The following is a 14,850-nucleotide window of genomic DNA, read 5'->3' on the forward strand; positions in this document are numbered from 1 at the left end:
TGTAATGGATAAATAAAGTGTGGTGAACGAGATGGAAAATCGGGAAATGAGCGTAGTAGAACATATTGTTGAGCTTCGAAAAAGAGTAATATATACGGTGTTATCCTTTGTACTATTTTTAATTATTGGATTTACTTTTACAAAGGATATTTATTTTTGGCTTGTAAAAGATTTACCAATGAAATTAACTGTTCTCGGTCCAAGTGATGTATTGTGGATTTTTTTCTCGATTGCTACAGTATTTGCTATCGTTTGTACAATTCCTTTTGCTGCTATACAAATTTGGTTATTTGTAAAACCGGGTTTACATCCAAATGAACAAAAGATGACAATAATGTATATACCGGTATTGTCTATATTATTTATCGCAGGTTTATGTTTTGGATACTTTATTGTAATGCCGTTTCTATTTCACTTTTTAACTACGATAGGTAATGAAATGTTTAATACGATGTTTACGACAGAAAAGTATTTTCATTTTGTACTTAATTTAACAGTTCCATTTGCTGTGATTTTTGAATTGCCAGTCGTTGTAATGTTTTTAACTAGTATTGGAATACTTACGGCGGAATTTTTAATAAAAATAAGAAGGTATGCTTACGTAGCATTAATTATCATTGCATCTTGTATATCACCGCCAGACTTTTTATCTCATAGTTTAGTTGCAGTGCCGCTTATTTGTATTTATGAAGTAAGTATTGCGTTATCAAAGGTTGTTAGTAAGAGGAAAAAGAAAAGAGAAGAAATGCAGTCGAAAAGTGCCTCGTTATAAAGGCACTTTTTTATTTATTTGTTATACTATAGCTATAAACGTATACAATATATAGAAGAAAAAAATTATAGAATCTCCAAAATTTAGACAAACTTTGCGCTTTTATAAGCTTATACTAAATGTATTAAACAATTGATGGATAATGAGATTCCCGTCTCAGAGATATTTAGAACGGGAAGGTGAATTAGGTGGAGATGAATAGAGTATAAATCTTCTAGCCATAAGGACTACAGAAATCATATAAGTCTGATTTTACTCCACTTTAAACAACGTGTTACAGCGCAAAGTAGAGGAAGTTCAAAAATCCAATGAAAAAGAGGATTGATATTGTGATTACGAAAAGTTTTTATTTCACTCATTCAACAGGGGATTGCATTAAAATATTTGAAATCCCTGTCCTACAGGCACAGCATCCATTATCGTTTCTAATTCAGTCTCGTCTTCAATTATTTATTGCAAAAATTCAAAAACAAAAACACCCAAGATTTTCGTATTCTTTCCGTGAATATTTACAAAATTGTTTGAAGTGGAATGATTATTTAAATGTATATAAAACAAATACCCTTGAAAAAAATGCATGATACGAAGTACGGACAGGGTTAGTAAACTCTGTCTTTTTCATTTTAGATATGAAAATATAATTAATTTGATGAAATTTCGTTCCAAATTGTTGAAAGCAATGGGAATACTAGTATAATAACAAGGAGAGCGTATTGGAAAGGGAAGAAGTATAGTATGCAAAAAATTAAAATTGTAACAGATTCAACGGCAGATTTATCACAAGACGTAATCGAAAAGTATGACATTCATGTTTTACCATTATCAATCTCTGTAAATGGACAAACATATTTAGATCGCGTTGATTTACAACCTGACGAATTTATTGAAGAAATGATTAAATCAGAGGAATTACCAAAAACATCACAACCAGCTATGGGTACATTTGTAGAAATGTATGACAAGCTAGGGGAAGATGGAAGCGAAGTCCTTTCTATCCATATGACAAGTGGAATGAGCGGTACTGTAGCAACTGCAAATAGCGCTGCATCAATGACTGATACAAAAGTAACAGTTGTTGATTCTCAATTTATTACACATGCTTTAGCATATCAAGTAATTGAAGCTGCAAAAATGGCAAATGACGGACGCTCACTAGAAGAAATTTTAAAACGTGTAGATGAAGTAAGAAAGAATACTCGTTTATATGTAGTAGTGGATACATTAGAAAACTTAGTGAAGGGTGGACGTATCGGTAAAGGAAAAGCGTTTATCGGTTCGCTACTTAATATAAAGCCAATTGCTAGTCTTGAAGACGGTGTTTATAATCCTGTAACGAAAGTTCGTAGCCAAGGCCAAATTGTAAAAACATTAGCTAAGTTATTTGAGCAAGATACGGCTGGAAAAGTCGTAAAAGCTGTTGCAATTCCGCATGCGAAAGCAATTCCTTTAGCTGAAAGTATGAAAGCGGCGGTTGAAAAAGTGAGTGGATTTGCTCAATCAGAAATTTTCTATACAACGCCTATTATTAGTACTCATACAGGTCCGGGCGCAATCGGATTTATGTATTTAGCAGAGTAATAAAAAAGCTACTTGAAAATATATTTCAAGTAGCTTTTTTATGTAAATAGAAAGTAAGAAATAAGAAGAGCTACACAGGCACTACCGCTAATGATATAGCGAGTCTGTAAATATTCATTCATAGAAAACACCCTTTATCCCGCTATTTGCGGACAGTAAAACTCTCTACCTCAAATTTAGCTGGAGCAAAGAGGTTAGGTAGCGGGCTGCCCGTAAAAGCTTGATTGGTGAAGGCAAATAATCAGTGGGGATGAAGAAAACCCACTAATTAAATTTTCACTATAGGATTTTCTATATTATATGTTGGATATAGAAAATCAGTCATTACGTTACACATGTAAAGTTTCAATTTTTTCGTTTATTTGCTTATTATTTGTTGCGTTACTATAAATAAAAGTTTGACCTAAAAAGAGTACATGCAGTTGTTCCCACGGTAACATGCGCAAATTCCAATTATTTCGAAGTCTAGTTATTGCTTCACGAGGTGTTTCATCGGCGAGTGCAAAAGCTCCGTAATGCATTGGTATAAAATGCGTAGCGTTTAAATCTAAATAAGCTTGCACGGCCTCTTCAGGTGAAACATGAGATACTTTCATAAACCATTCTGGTTCATAAGCGCCAATGGGCATAAGAGCAATATCAATTAAAAAGCGTTCACCAATTTCTTTGAAACCTTGGAAATAGCCACTGTCACCACAAAAATATATGGTTTCCATAGTCGTTTCATTATCAATAATCCATCCACCCCAGTGAGACGTATTCATATCAAATAAGAATCTTCTCGTCCAGTGCTGAGCAGGTACGAAGTGAAAAGAAACTTCGTTAATTATCGTACTTTCCCACCATTTATACTCTTCTACATGTTTAAATTTCTTACGAGTAAATAATTTTTTTAATCCAATAGGTACAAGATATAGAACATCATCATTCAACTGACGAAGAGTTGAAAAATCTAAATGATCATAATGACCATGTGAAATAAGGACAATATCAATTTTAGGTAGTGCTTCTATAGAGAGTCCAGGTTCTGTAAGTCTTGGAACTAGCTTTAATTTATTAGCCCATACTGGATCTGTTAATATATTAAGTCCATTCGTTTGGATAAGAAAAGTGGAATGCCCAATCCATGTGATAGTCGTTTTTTCAACATTACTTTGCAAAAATGCACTTTGTTTAACGGGTGATTGTTCTACTAAGAAAGAAAAATCTTTTTTGTTTTGCTTTCGTTCTTTACGCCAGCGTAAAAAAGAGCGAATTGATTTTTTTGTACTAACATTATCCATATTTTCATAGCGCTTTGCCATGAACATCACCTCATTTAAAATCGTTGTATTTGTATTGTACCGAAATGTTGTTAAGGAATACAGTGTAAAACATGGATTAATGTTTAAGGAATTGTTAAAAAATAGGGAGAGGTATTTACAAAAGTAACAATAAAATTAGTTTTATCACTTTTATTTATAGAAATAATAGTAAAAAAATATATTTTGTCTAGTAATTCGCTTGAAATAAAGAAGTAACATACGTAAATTCGTACGATTTCGTGAACAAATGTAGTAAACAATTTTCTCGTAGTGTTAACTTTTGTTATTATAAACATAACCTATTTAAATTTAGGATAGAGAAAAGAGGTTTATAAATGAAGCGTTATCAAAAAATAATTGGTCTTATGGTTGTATTTTGTCTCTTTGTACTTGCTGGATGTAGTGAATCAGGTTCAAAGCTTCGTAAACCATTAAATTGGGATTTAGAAACCTTCCAATTTACAAATCAAAATGGAAAGCAATTTGGTACAAAAGATTTAAAAGGGAAAGTTTGGGTTGCAGATTTTATGTTCACAAATTGTCAGACAGTTTGTCCACCAATGACTGCAAATATGGCCAAGCTTCAAAAGATGGCAAAAGAAGAGAAATTAGACGTTCAGTTTGTTTCATTTAGTGTAGATCCAGACCTTGATAAGCCAGAAAATCTGAAAGCTTTTATTCAAAAGTTTACAGAGGATACTAGTAACTGGAATTTATTAACGGGGTATTCGTTAGAAGATATTACAAAGTTTTCAAAAGATAATTTCCAATCACTTGTAGATAAGCCGGAGAACGGTCAGGTCATGCATGGTACATCATTTTATTTAATTGATCAAAACGGAAAAGTAATGAAAAAGTATAGTGGCATTAGTAATACGCCATACGAAGACATTATACGTGATATGAAGCGATTAGTGGGTTAAAAATAAGGGTGCATAGCACCCTTATTTTTTTGCATTAGTCTATCGATAAAATGTCATGTTGCTGGGGAAGTTTCGGCGCCCGAATTTCTAATACGCCGTTTTGATAAGAAGCTTTTGCCGCTTTTTTATTAATTGAATACGGCAATTTAATCAATCTTGATGCTTCTGAAATGGAACGTTCTCGGCGATAATAGTTATGGGATGTTTGTTCTTCTTCCTCTTCAAGTATCTCTTCTTTTACAGAGACTTTTAAGTATTCACTTTGTATTTCAATTTGGATTTGTTCTTTTTGTATACCTGGTAGTTCAGCTGTAACAACGAGTTCTTCACCAACTTCATATAAATCTACAGGGAATGTTAATAAACGGTTTCCTTTTTGGAAAAAATGATTTAAATCAGCGATTACATTGCGAAGAGGTGTTTGCTCGAAGAAATCATCAATTTGCTTTAAGTAATTACGAACCGGTGGGCGAGAAGAATCTTTTTTTTCTTCACTCATGGTATTCCCTCCTAGAAATCAATTTGCAATATCATATGACAAAAGCGGAGAAAGGTGAGTGCCTAGTTTTCATGTTTTCATAAAAAATTGTTAAAAATGTGAAATGGAGTGATTTTTTTATAGTTTTTGGTCGCCATATTCAGTTGATTATGCTAGTATAAATAGGGTTGATATAGTAGTATAGAGACAGAATGAAAACTGAAAGAGGGTAAGAAGTATGTGTGGTTTTGTAGGATGTTTATGTGAAAACCCTAGAGAGTTTTCAGAAACAGAAAAACATCAATTTGAAAATATGAACACGATGATTTTCCACCGTGGTCCAGATGACGAAGGATATTTTCGTGATGAACATGTACAATTTGGCTTCCGCCGTTTAAGCATCATTGACTTAGAGGCAGGACATCAGCCGCTAACTTATGAAAATGATCGATATGTAATTATTTTTAATGGTGAAATTTACAACTATGTAGAATTACGTGAAATGTTACTTGAAAAAGGTGCAACGTTTGCAACGCAATCTGATACAGAAGTTATCATTGCATTGTATGCACATATGAAAGAAAAATGTGTAGATTACCTTCGTGGTATGTTTGCATTTATGATTTGGGATCGTGAAGAAAAGAAACTTTTCGGTGCACGTGACCACTTCGGTATTAAACCTTTATACATCGCACAACAAGGTGATACTACATTCTTCGCATCTGAGAAGAAAAGTATTATGCATGTGATGGAAGATAAAGGCGTTAATCCAACGTCACTACAACATTACTTTACGTACCAATATGGTCCAGAGCCAGAAACTTTAACAATTGATGTTAATAAAATCGAGCCTGGTCATTATTTCGTAAAAGAAATCGGTAAAGAGATGGAAATCCATCGCTACTGGAAACCTTATTTCAACGCTTCAAGTGCAACGAAAGAGGAGCATATCCAAGCAATTCGTGATGTGTTATATGATTCAGTAAAAGTGCATATGCGTAGTGATGTACCAGTAGGTTCATTCTTATCTGGTGGTATCGATTCATCTATCATCGCTTCTATCGCAAGAGAAATGAATCCAAATCTTTTAACATTCTCTGTTGGTTTTGAGCAACGTGGTTTCAGTGAAGTTGATGTTGCGAAAGAAACTGCTGAGAAATTAGGCGTTAAAAACCATAACGTATTCATTTCAGCGAAAGAATTTATGGATGAGTTCCCAAAAATCATTTGGCATATGGATGATCCTTTAGCTGATCCAGCAGCTGTACCATTGTACTTCGTTGCGAAAGAAGCACGTAAACATGTAACAGTTGTTCTTTCTGGTGAAGGCGCAGACGAGCTATTTGGTGGTTATAACATTTACCGTGAGCCAAATTCACTAAAAATGTTCTCTTACATTCCTAGCCCAGGTAAGAGCGTTCTAAAAGCATTAAGTGGTGCTCTTAAAGAAGGATTTAAAGGTAAGAGCTTCCTAGAGCGTGGATGTACACCAATTGAAGAGCGTTACTATGGAAATGCTAAAATCTTCCGTGAAGAAGAAAAAGCTGAATTAATGAAGTATTACAATGAAAGTGTTAACTATATGGATATCACGAAACCATTGTATAACGAGATTAAAGATTATGATGATGTAAGTAAAATGCAGTACATTGACATGTTCACATGGTTACGCGGTGACATTTTATTAAAAGCTGATAAAATGACAATGGCAAACTCATTAGAACTTCGTGTACCGTTCTTAGATAAAGAAGTATTCGATGTTGCATCTAAAATTCCAACTGAATTTAAGATTGCTAACGGAACTACGAAAGCTATTTTACGTGAAGCAGCACGCGGAATCGTTCCAGATCACGTATTAGATCGTAAAAAACTTGGATTCCCAGTACCAATTCGTCACTGGTTAAAAGACGAAATGCATGATTGGGCTATAAATATTATAAACGAAAGTAAGACAGAGCATTTAATCGACAAACAGTATGTATTAAACTTACTGGAAGCACATTGTGCAGATAAAGGCGATTATAGCCGTAAAATTTGGACTGTACTTGCGTTTATGGTATGGCACCAAATTTATGTTGAGCATAAATACGATACGAATAAGTTCCATGAAGAAACAAAACGTGCGTATAGCTTAGTTTAATTAGAAAAACCTTAAGATCGCATACGGTCTTAAGGTTTTTTTCATAAATAGGAAGTATTATTGATACAATAATAGTAAAAGGATGGACAACATATGATTACGTTTGAGAAAGTTACTGTAGAAAATGAAAGCGTTGTTAAAGAAATGTTTAAATCGCATAGTTTAGGTGAGAAAAAGGTACAGTACTGTGTGAAAGTTGATGATACATATATTGGTGTAATAGATTATAGTGTACAAGAGGAACGGGCTGTTTTATCACAGCTAATTATTCATTTTGATTACCAAGGTTACGGTTATGGTACAAATACGTATTTTACATTTGAAGAAATGATGAAACAAAGAAATGTGAAAGAAATAAAAGTGCTACAAGAGAAATTAACAGAAAAGGCGAAGTCTTTCATAGAGAGTTTTGGTTTTACTTCAGAAGATGAAGAGTATGTAAAGAAAATATAACGATGATTATTTATACGATACAATAAATATAAGGCAGGTGGATGTATGACGATGACTTCTGGTCTTGTATTAATTGGAGGGTGCTTTATAGTAGCAGAATTATGTCATATAATCATTCGGAAAAGAATGATTAAGAAAAAAAAGCCGTATGAATTACAATACGTCCCTGTCTTTTTCATTATGTTTTGTATGCTTAGTACATTACAAAATCTAACAAACTTTCCACCACTTGTAAATGTTTTTTTAAAGTTCGGTTTACTTTATAGTGGTGTTGGAATAGCACTTTTATTTATTTTATTTTGCATACGTTATGTTCACTATCAATCGTATATATTTATTTTAAATTGGTTAAAGCAAGATGATAGAAACCGCCTTACATAAGGCGTTTTTTTTATTTGCAATTGTAACAGAACTTGTACATTTCACATAAAATAGGACGAGTAGAAATGCAAACATATTACAAGAAAGGGGCGGGGCAATAAAATGAAACTTGTTATAGACGCAGGGCACGGTGGATATGATTCTGGTGCTGTTGGTAATGGTTTAGTAGAAAAAAACTTAACACTTCAAATTGCTAGACGCGTTCGAGACATTTTAACGGTAAATTACCCAATTACAATTAAAATGACACGTGATAGTGATGTGTTTATTTCTTTATCTGAACGTGCTAATATTGCTAATGCTTTCAGTGCGGATTATTTTATTTCATTTCATATTAATAGCGGCGGGGGTACAGGTTTTGAAAGTTATATTTATAATGCGTTATCCAATAGCAGCACTGCATATGCAAAGCAACAAAAAATGCATACAGCTGTCAATCCTGTATTAACAAAATATGGTCTTCGTGATCGAGGAGCAAAAAAAGAAAATTATGCGGTATTAAGAGAAACCGCAATGGATGCAATTTTAACTGAGACTGCTTTTATTGATACAGCTTTTGATGCAAATTTATTAAAAAATCCACAATTTATTGAAGATCTAAGTCAAGCGTATGCAAATGGAATAGCAGCTATTTTTGGAGTAACTCCAAATCCACAACCTCCTAACCCACAACCGGTACCTCAAACGAAGGGAATCGCTTATGTTCTTGGGAAAAATGTAAATTTAAGAAATGGTCCATCAACTTCTTCCTCAGTTATTCGTCAATTAAATTCTCCAGAATCTTACGTTGTATATCAAGAAAGTAACGGATGGCTAGATTTGGGGAATGGACAATGGGTGTATAATGATTTTTCTTACATTAATTTTGTAAAGACAAGCAATAGTGATGGAAGCCCGATTGGGGTTGCATATATACAAGGGATGAATGTAAATTTAAGAAGTGGTCCATCAACTACATCTGCAGTTATCCGCCAATTAAATTCTCCAGAATCTTATTTAGTATATATAAATGAAAATGGTTGGTTAAACCTTGGTGGAAATCAGTGGGTATATAATGACCCAGCGTATATTAAGTATACTCAATATTAGGAATTGAAATGATAGTGCAATATGGATGCGTATCCTTGTTATGTATAACAAGGATACGCATTTTAATAACAACATTTTTTTCATACTTATGCACTATGTTTTAAAAAGAAACATTAGAAAAGCGGATAGAATCTAAATAGTATATATTAAAAAAGTTTTCTGATATACATTGACAATGTATGTAAGATACATTAATCTTTAAATGTTAATGATAATCGATTTCATCTAGGGAGGACATATGATACATACTAAAAAACTAATTATGTTCTGCATTATGATACTCATGGTTGTAATTGCAGGATGTGGTAAAGAAGAGGAAAAAGAAAATAATATATCAGCGAAAGCAAAAGATTCATATACGGTAAAGCATGCAATGGGTGAAACGACAGTAAATGGTACACCTAAAAAAGTTGTTGTTTTAACAAATGAAGGCGCAGAGGCTCTCCTAGCTGTGGGCGTAACGCCAGTGGGGACTACGAAACCACGTGCTGGTGATGAATGGTATCCTCATTTAGCGAAAGAGTTAAAAAACACGGAAGTTGTAGGAACTGAACGTGATATTAATTTAGAGGCTGTAATGAAGCTTAAGCCAGATTTAATTATCGGAAATAAAATGCGTCATGAAAAAATATATGATCAGCTAAAAGAAATCGCACCAACTGTTTATGCAGAAACATTACGCGGTGATTGGAAAGAAAACTTTACACTTTATACAAAAGCTGTAAATAAAGAAAAAGAAGGGCAAAAAGCTCTTGATGATTATAAAAAACGCATTGAAGGAATGAAAGAGAAGTTAGGCGATAAATTGAATTCTAAAGTTTCTATTATTCGTTTCGTGCCAGGTGATGTTCGTATTTATCAAAAAAACTCATTCTCGGGCGTTGTTTTAAATGATATTGGATTTAAACGACCACCATTACAAGATAAAGATGATTTTGCGATAAAAGGAATTACAAAAGAGCAGATTCCAAATATGGACGGAGACTACTTATTCTATTTCACGTCTGATAAAGATGCAGATAAGAATAATGAAGGAAATTCGTTAGCGAAGGAATGGACAGAAGATCCACTCTTTAAGCAACTACAGGCTTCTAAAAATAATAAAGTATTCCAAGTAGATGAGGTAATTTGGAATACAGCAGGCGGTATTAAAGCTGCGAACCTTATGTTAGATGATATTGAAAAATATTTCCTTAAATAAATGATAAAATACATCACTTTTACGAAGTGATGTATTTTTAGTTTGTAAAAATACAGAAAATTCCTTCTTTAAGGGTGTCATAAGTTGTACAATAAAATCAATCATGTGATAAAGGAGTGGGGAAGAATGAAAGCTATTCATAAAGATTGGATCTTGTTTAATGGGAGAATGATTAATACGAAAGAAGAACAGCCGATGGTAGCATTAGAAGAGCGAGGCTTCCAATTTGGTGATGGGATTTATGAAGTATTTAGACTATACGATGGCAAGCCTCATTTATTAGATTTACATTTGGAACGATTCTTTAACTCTATGGCAGAAATAAAACTAATTCCACCATTTACGAAGGAAGAATTAGTAGAAGAGTTATATCAAATGATTGAAAAAAATCAATTTCAAGAAGATGGGAATGTATATTTACAAATATCAAGAGGTGCACAACCGCGCAATCATTTATATGAATCAGATTTACAACCGACATATTTTGCAAATCTTGTTTCGTTCCCAAGACCAGTTGCTTCAATGGAGGCAGGGATTAAGGTGACAGTAGAAGAGGACATCAGGTGGAAGTTTTGCCATATAAAATCTTTAAATTTGCTTCCTAATATCATGATCAAAAACAAAATAAATGAACAAGGGTATCAAGAAGCAATATTAGTACGAGATGGTATTGTGACTGAAGGGTGTCATTCCAATTTCTTTATCGTGAAGAATAATAAGTTGATTACACATCCAGCGGATCATTTCATTTTACATGGTATTACACGTCACTATGTAATTACATTAGCGAAAGAGTTACATATCGATGTAGAGGAGCGAGAGTTTTCATTACAAGAAGTATATGAGGCTGAGGAGTGCTTCTTTACAGCGACGCCACTTGAAATATTCCCAGTCGTTCAAATTGGTGATGAACAGTTCGGGGCTGGTGAAAGAGGAACAATTACGAAAAAACTACAAGCTGCATACGAAGAGAGGATTCGTTTGTTGAAAGTTACAAATTAATCATGAAGAAAAAAGCTGGTATTCTTCCAGCTTTTTTTCATGATATAATTCAAGCATAGGACAAGTTTTGAAAACGCTGTAAAAAGGGGATTTAATATATGAATTATGAAGATTTTAAAGAAGTAATTCACGGAAGACGAAGTGTTAGAAAGTTTACAGATCAAGAAGTATCTACTAATGATATAAAAGAAATAATTGATTGTGCTCGTTACGCACCAAGTGATACGAATTCACAAACGTGGGAATTCTTAGTTATCATGAATCGAGAGAAGATTAAAGAAATTGAACAAATGACATGGGATGCATTACATAAACTTGCGGCAAAAGCAGCAGAAAATGGAGAAGAGAAAGCAGGGAAATTACTTACACGTTCTTTCGGACCATATGCAACAGCTTTCTCGGAGGCACCAGTATTAATCGTATGTTTGGCAACACCATATGAATCAAAGTTCCGTGAAAAGATATTTGATCCAATTGCTTTTGTTCCAGATTCAGTTTGGGAAGAAGAAGGCATTAAGAGTAGCTGTTTAGCGGCACAAAACTTAATGTTAGCTGCACATGCAAAGGGACTTGGTACTTGTCCAATGACAGGGCCAGTATTGCTAGCTCAAGATGAACTGCGCCAATATTTACAAATTGAGCCTGAAAAACAAATAAATATGGTTATTTCACTCGGATTTCCGAAAGATAAACCGAAGAAACTTCCAAGAAAAGATGTAGATGAGATTACAACGTTTGTTTTTTAATTGCTGTATAGAAAAGACATTGAATTAACAATGTCTTTTTATTTTTGAGGGTATGTAATTCATATGTTGGGCTAAAATGATAGATAAGAGGGAATTACTATTTATTTCATAAAAAAAATTAATGTTCTATTAAGGAAAGTATGATACATTAATCGTGAGCAGGATTCTATTTGTTCATGAAAGTGTTGAATGTAGTCTCAAAATTTAAAAGTTATTTTTGTATAATAAATTATAATGAAGTTACAGGGGGGATGAATTTTGAAAAAATTCATAATCACTGGATTGTCTGTATTGTTATTAGTTGGTTGCGGTGCTCCACAGGAAAAAGAGGACGCGCAATCAAAACAGGAAGAACAAGTTGTAAACGCAAGTGATGAGAATATGGTTGTATTTCCTGAAGGAGCAATGTCAATTGGAGAAGGGAAAGTAAAAGTTATTACTCCAGATGGTACTTCTGAAAACGGCAATATACCGACTGTATTCATCAAAAAGGATACGTTAATTCAGCAAGTTGAATTAGAACTTTCTAATTTTCAAAGTGATAAAGAAACATTCGTATTTGTAGATCAAATGTATACAGATAAACATCAAGTAACTAGTACAACGCAGACAACAGTGCAGTTAAAAGAAAAAACGCTGGAAACAGGTAGTCATACAATTACTGCAGTTCAGTATGAAAACAATGATCCGAAAGGAAAGGTTATTAGTTTTAATCAAGCAACATTTGAGACAAAACCTGCGTCTTAATAAGAATAAAAAGTACATTACTCAAAAAGTAGTGTGCTTTTTTGTTTGGACTAGAGTGTGCAAGAGTGAATAACTTATTTCATTTTCTAATACGATTAAATAGGAAGTAATCACTTGTTACTACTATGACAGAGAAAGAGGTTGAATACGTGAATTGGTGTATTCGTATCATTTTGATTAGCCTAATGATGGCAGTAATTTGGTTTACGATACAAGAGTTTATGCAAATAACGCTCAATTATCAAATTCATGACTTGTTAATAGGAGTTATTTGTTTTACCATTGTTTATTTATTATATGATAAACTCGGACTAAGGTAAGTTTCAGAAGAAAAATGTAGGTATTTCATTTGAAATGTCGAATAGTACATACGATGTCGTAATAACAAATTTTCTATTGTTTACTGTGAAACAGAAGAAGGAGAGATAGTGGTTATGAAACGAGCTCTTATTAATATTGATTATACATATGATTTTGTAGCGGAAAAGGGGGCTTTAACTTGCGGGAAACCAGGACAGGAAATTGAGAAGGAAATTGTACATATAACGAAGCAATATATTGAAAATGGAGATTACGTTGTCTTTGCTATTGATAAACATGAAGAAAATGATGTATATCATCCAGAATCAAAGTTATTCCCGCCCCATAATATAGCTGGTACAAGTGGAAGAGATTTGTTTGGTGAATTACAAGATGTGTACGAAACATATAAAAATGCAGAGAATGTATATTATATGGATAAAACACGGTATAGTGCATTTGCTGGAACGGATTTAGATATGAAGCTAAGAGAAAGAGGAATAGAAGAAGTTCATCTTGTAGGTGTTTGTACCGATATTTGTGTTCTTCATACAGCAGTAGATGCTTATAATAAAGGGTTTAAAATTGTTGTTTATGAAAAGGCGGTTGCATCTTTTAATGCACAAGGGCATGAATATGCACTTGTGCATTTTAAGTCATGCTTACATGCAGAAGTGAAGTGAAAAAAGAGGCCTTTAAAAAAGGTCTCTTTTATTTGTCCTTGTTCATTGAAAACAGCTACAGCAACTCCTGCTAGATTGAGTGGTCTTGATCCGACAACTTTTCTAAGTTCTTCAATATATCCCATTGTATGTAACCTCCGTAAGAAAAAATAAGAGCAAATAAACTATTCGTTATTATGTAGATATATTCCTCTTTATAAGGGGAGAGATGACATATAACTTATTTGTTTTATTTGGTAAAATATACATCAAAAAAGGTCAAACAAAAACTTTGACCTTTTTTGACCAAATGTTATAATAAAGGCAGAAAGAGATAATCTTTCATTCATAAATAATAAGGAGGAAAAAATATGCGTAATTTATTTCCAGAGATAACAAAACGTCAAAATGGCATTTTTGATTTTGGGCCTTCTTTATTAGAAGGGATGACAGATGCTTTCTTTAAGCCACTGAACATGGATACTTTTAAAGTAGATGTTCATGAGCAATCTGGTAAATATACTGTGAAAGCAGATTTACCAGGTTTTCAAAAAGAAAACATTCAAGTTGATTTTGAACAAGATATATTAACGATCCAAGCAACGAATCATAATGAAGTAGAAGAAAAAGACGAGAATGGCACATATATTCGTAAAGAACGTTCTATAGGTTCTGTAACTCGACGCTTTAATTTTAAACAAGTTGAGGAAGAAAATGTTAAAGCAAATTATAAAGATGGCGTATTGACAATTGAATTGCCAAAATTGAAAGAAGAAAAAAGTAGTAAGACAACAATTAATATTGAATAAAAGAGCTGATAAATTCAGCTCTTTTTTTACGTAGTTAATGAATAAATGAGTTGAAATCGTAATGAGATGAATAAAGTTTTAACGTATAAAAAAATTTCACGATTTGCTCCCCCCTTAGGTTATTAAAAAGGGTATATTTAAAGGGAAAGGAAAAAGAACACCTAGACATACTGTTTAAGGTGAATTAGTAATAGAGTCAAAATACATAGTAAGGATAGTGGCATTTTAGATTAGGATAATAGATTTTTCTGGAACAAACTTAGGC

17 protein-coding genes and 1 pseudogene are annotated in these 14,850 nt (G+C 33.2%); 15 read left to right on the plus strand and 3 right to left on the minus strand.

All coding sequences use genetic code 11. From position 1 onward, the window contains the following. The first annotated feature begins 31 nt into the window (after positions 1-31). The 3 genes from tatC (at position 32) to GBN91_RS19280 (ending at position 2,350) form a co-directional block, all read left to right on the plus strand. Positions 32-772, plus strand: coding sequence for a twin-arginine translocase subunit TatC (tatC, locus tag GBN91_RS19270; RefSeq protein WP_000431523.1), 741 nt, complete (start codon positions 32-34; stop codon positions 770-772). A 329-nt stretch (positions 773-1,101) separates the two neighbouring features. Then, positions 1,102-1,353: a DUF2535 family protein gene (locus GBN91_RS19275; protein WP_000629012.1), complete on the plus strand. Its 252-nt coding sequence runs from the start codon at positions 1,102-1,104 to the stop codon at positions 1,351-1,353. A 154-nt stretch (positions 1,354-1,507) separates the two neighbouring features. After that, positions 1,508-2,350: a DegV family protein gene (locus tag GBN91_RS19280; protein ID WP_001169470.1), complete on the plus strand. Its 843-nt coding sequence runs from the start codon at positions 1,508-1,510 to the stop codon at positions 2,348-2,350. Positions 2,351-2,679: 329 nt separating this feature from the next. Here GBN91_RS19280 and GBN91_RS19285 read toward each other — a convergent pair whose 3' ends face one another. After that, positions 2,680-3,654 (minus strand): MBL fold metallo-hydrolase, encoded by a 975-nt coding sequence (locus GBN91_RS19285; RefSeq protein ID WP_001129630.1) that lies wholly within the window; start codon positions 3,652-3,654, stop codon positions 2,680-2,682. A gap of 335 nt (positions 3,655-3,989) precedes the next feature. On the opposite strand from GBN91_RS19285, the gene GBN91_RS19290 reads away from it, so the two are divergent. After that, positions 3,990-4,577 (plus strand): SCO family protein, encoded by a 588-nt coding sequence (locus GBN91_RS19290; RefSeq protein ID WP_152122042.1) that lies wholly within the window; start codon positions 3,990-3,992, stop codon positions 4,575-4,577. A gap of 34 nt (positions 4,578-4,611) precedes the next feature. Here the strand turns inward: GBN91_RS19290 and GBN91_RS19295 are convergent, their stop codons facing one another. Then, positions 4,612-5,076 carry an Hsp20/alpha crystallin family protein gene (locus GBN91_RS19295; protein ID WP_001288085.1) on the minus strand — a complete coding sequence of 155 codons (465 nt, stop codon included), beginning with the start codon at positions 5,074-5,076 and terminating at the stop codon, positions 4,612-4,614. 217 nt (positions 5,077-5,293) lie between these two features. Here GBN91_RS19295 and asnB point away from each other — a divergent pair, with 217 nt between their 5' ends. The 10 genes from asnB (at position 5,294) to GBN91_RS19345 (ending at position 13,797) form a co-directional block, all read left to right on the plus strand. Continuing rightward, the gene (gene asnB, locus GBN91_RS19300) at positions 5,294-7,195 is read left to right on the plus strand and encodes an asparagine synthase (glutamine-hydrolyzing) (protein ID WP_000333816.1); all 1,902 of its coding nucleotides are present in this window, start codon (positions 5,294-5,296) and stop codon (positions 7,193-7,195) included. Positions 7,196-7,288: 93 nt separating this feature from the next. Further along, positions 7,289-7,648, plus strand: coding sequence for a GNAT family N-acetyltransferase (locus GBN91_RS19305; RefSeq protein ID WP_000627523.1), 360 nt, complete (start codon positions 7,289-7,291; stop codon positions 7,646-7,648). A gap of 51 nt (positions 7,649-7,699) precedes the next feature. Beyond that, positions 7,700-8,029, plus strand: coding sequence for a hypothetical protein (locus GBN91_RS19310; RefSeq protein WP_142384854.1), 330 nt, complete (start codon positions 7,700-7,702; stop codon positions 8,027-8,029). A 102-nt stretch (positions 8,030-8,131) separates the two neighbouring features. Next, positions 8,132-9,118, plus strand: a complete 987-nt coding sequence (locus GBN91_RS19315; protein WP_016122426.1) for an N-acetylmuramoyl-L-alanine amidase — start codon at positions 8,132-8,134, stop codon at positions 9,116-9,118. Between the two features lie 238 nt (positions 9,119-9,356). Next, on the plus strand, positions 9,357-10,319 hold the full coding sequence (locus tag GBN91_RS19320; protein ID WP_016122427.1) for an ABC transporter substrate-binding protein: 963 nt from the start codon (positions 9,357-9,359) through the stop codon (positions 10,317-10,319). A 126-nt stretch (positions 10,320-10,445) separates the two neighbouring features. Then, positions 10,446-11,321, plus strand: a complete 876-nt coding sequence (dat, locus tag GBN91_RS19325; protein WP_049107733.1) for a D-amino-acid transaminase — start codon at positions 10,446-10,448, stop codon at positions 11,319-11,321. Positions 11,322-11,419: 98 nt separating this feature from the next. Further along, the gene (locus tag GBN91_RS19330) at positions 11,420-12,067 is read left to right on the plus strand and encodes a nitroreductase family protein (protein WP_152122044.1); all 648 of its coding nucleotides are present in this window, start codon (positions 11,420-11,422) and stop codon (positions 12,065-12,067) included. A gap of 258 nt (positions 12,068-12,325) precedes the next feature. Continuing rightward, positions 12,326-12,814, plus strand: coding sequence for a putative periplasmic lipoprotein (locus tag GBN91_RS19335; RefSeq protein ID WP_000713496.1), 489 nt, complete (start codon positions 12,326-12,328; stop codon positions 12,812-12,814). Between the two features lie 125 nt (positions 12,815-12,939). After that, entirely contained in the window at positions 12,940-13,134 is a 195-nt protein-coding gene (locus GBN91_RS29590) for a hypothetical protein (RefSeq protein WP_033686798.1), read from the plus strand. 114 nt (positions 13,135-13,248) lie between these two features. Next, positions 13,249-13,797 (plus strand): cysteine hydrolase family protein, encoded by a 549-nt coding sequence (locus GBN91_RS19345; RefSeq protein ID WP_152122108.1) that lies wholly within the window; start codon positions 13,249-13,251, stop codon positions 13,795-13,797. A gap of 29 nt (positions 13,798-13,826) precedes the next feature. On the opposite strand, the pseudogene GBN91_RS29290 reads toward GBN91_RS19345, so the two are convergent. Continuing rightward, a pseudogene (locus GBN91_RS29290) lies at positions 13,827-13,922 on the minus strand (NUDIX hydrolase); the annotation flags it as partial. 225 nt (positions 13,923-14,147) lie between these two features. On the opposite strand from GBN91_RS29290, the gene GBN91_RS19355 reads away from it, so the two are divergent. After that, positions 14,148-14,585, plus strand: a complete 438-nt coding sequence (locus GBN91_RS19355; RefSeq protein WP_016122429.1) for an Hsp20/alpha crystallin family protein — start codon at positions 14,148-14,150, stop codon at positions 14,583-14,585. Positions 14,586-14,850 lie beyond the last annotated feature (265 nt).

The organism is Bacillus sp. B1-WWTP-T-0.5-Post-4 (genome assembly GCF_009183795.1).
GTDB lineage: Bacteria > Bacillota > Bacilli > Bacillales > Bacillaceae_G > Bacillus_A > Bacillus_A cereus.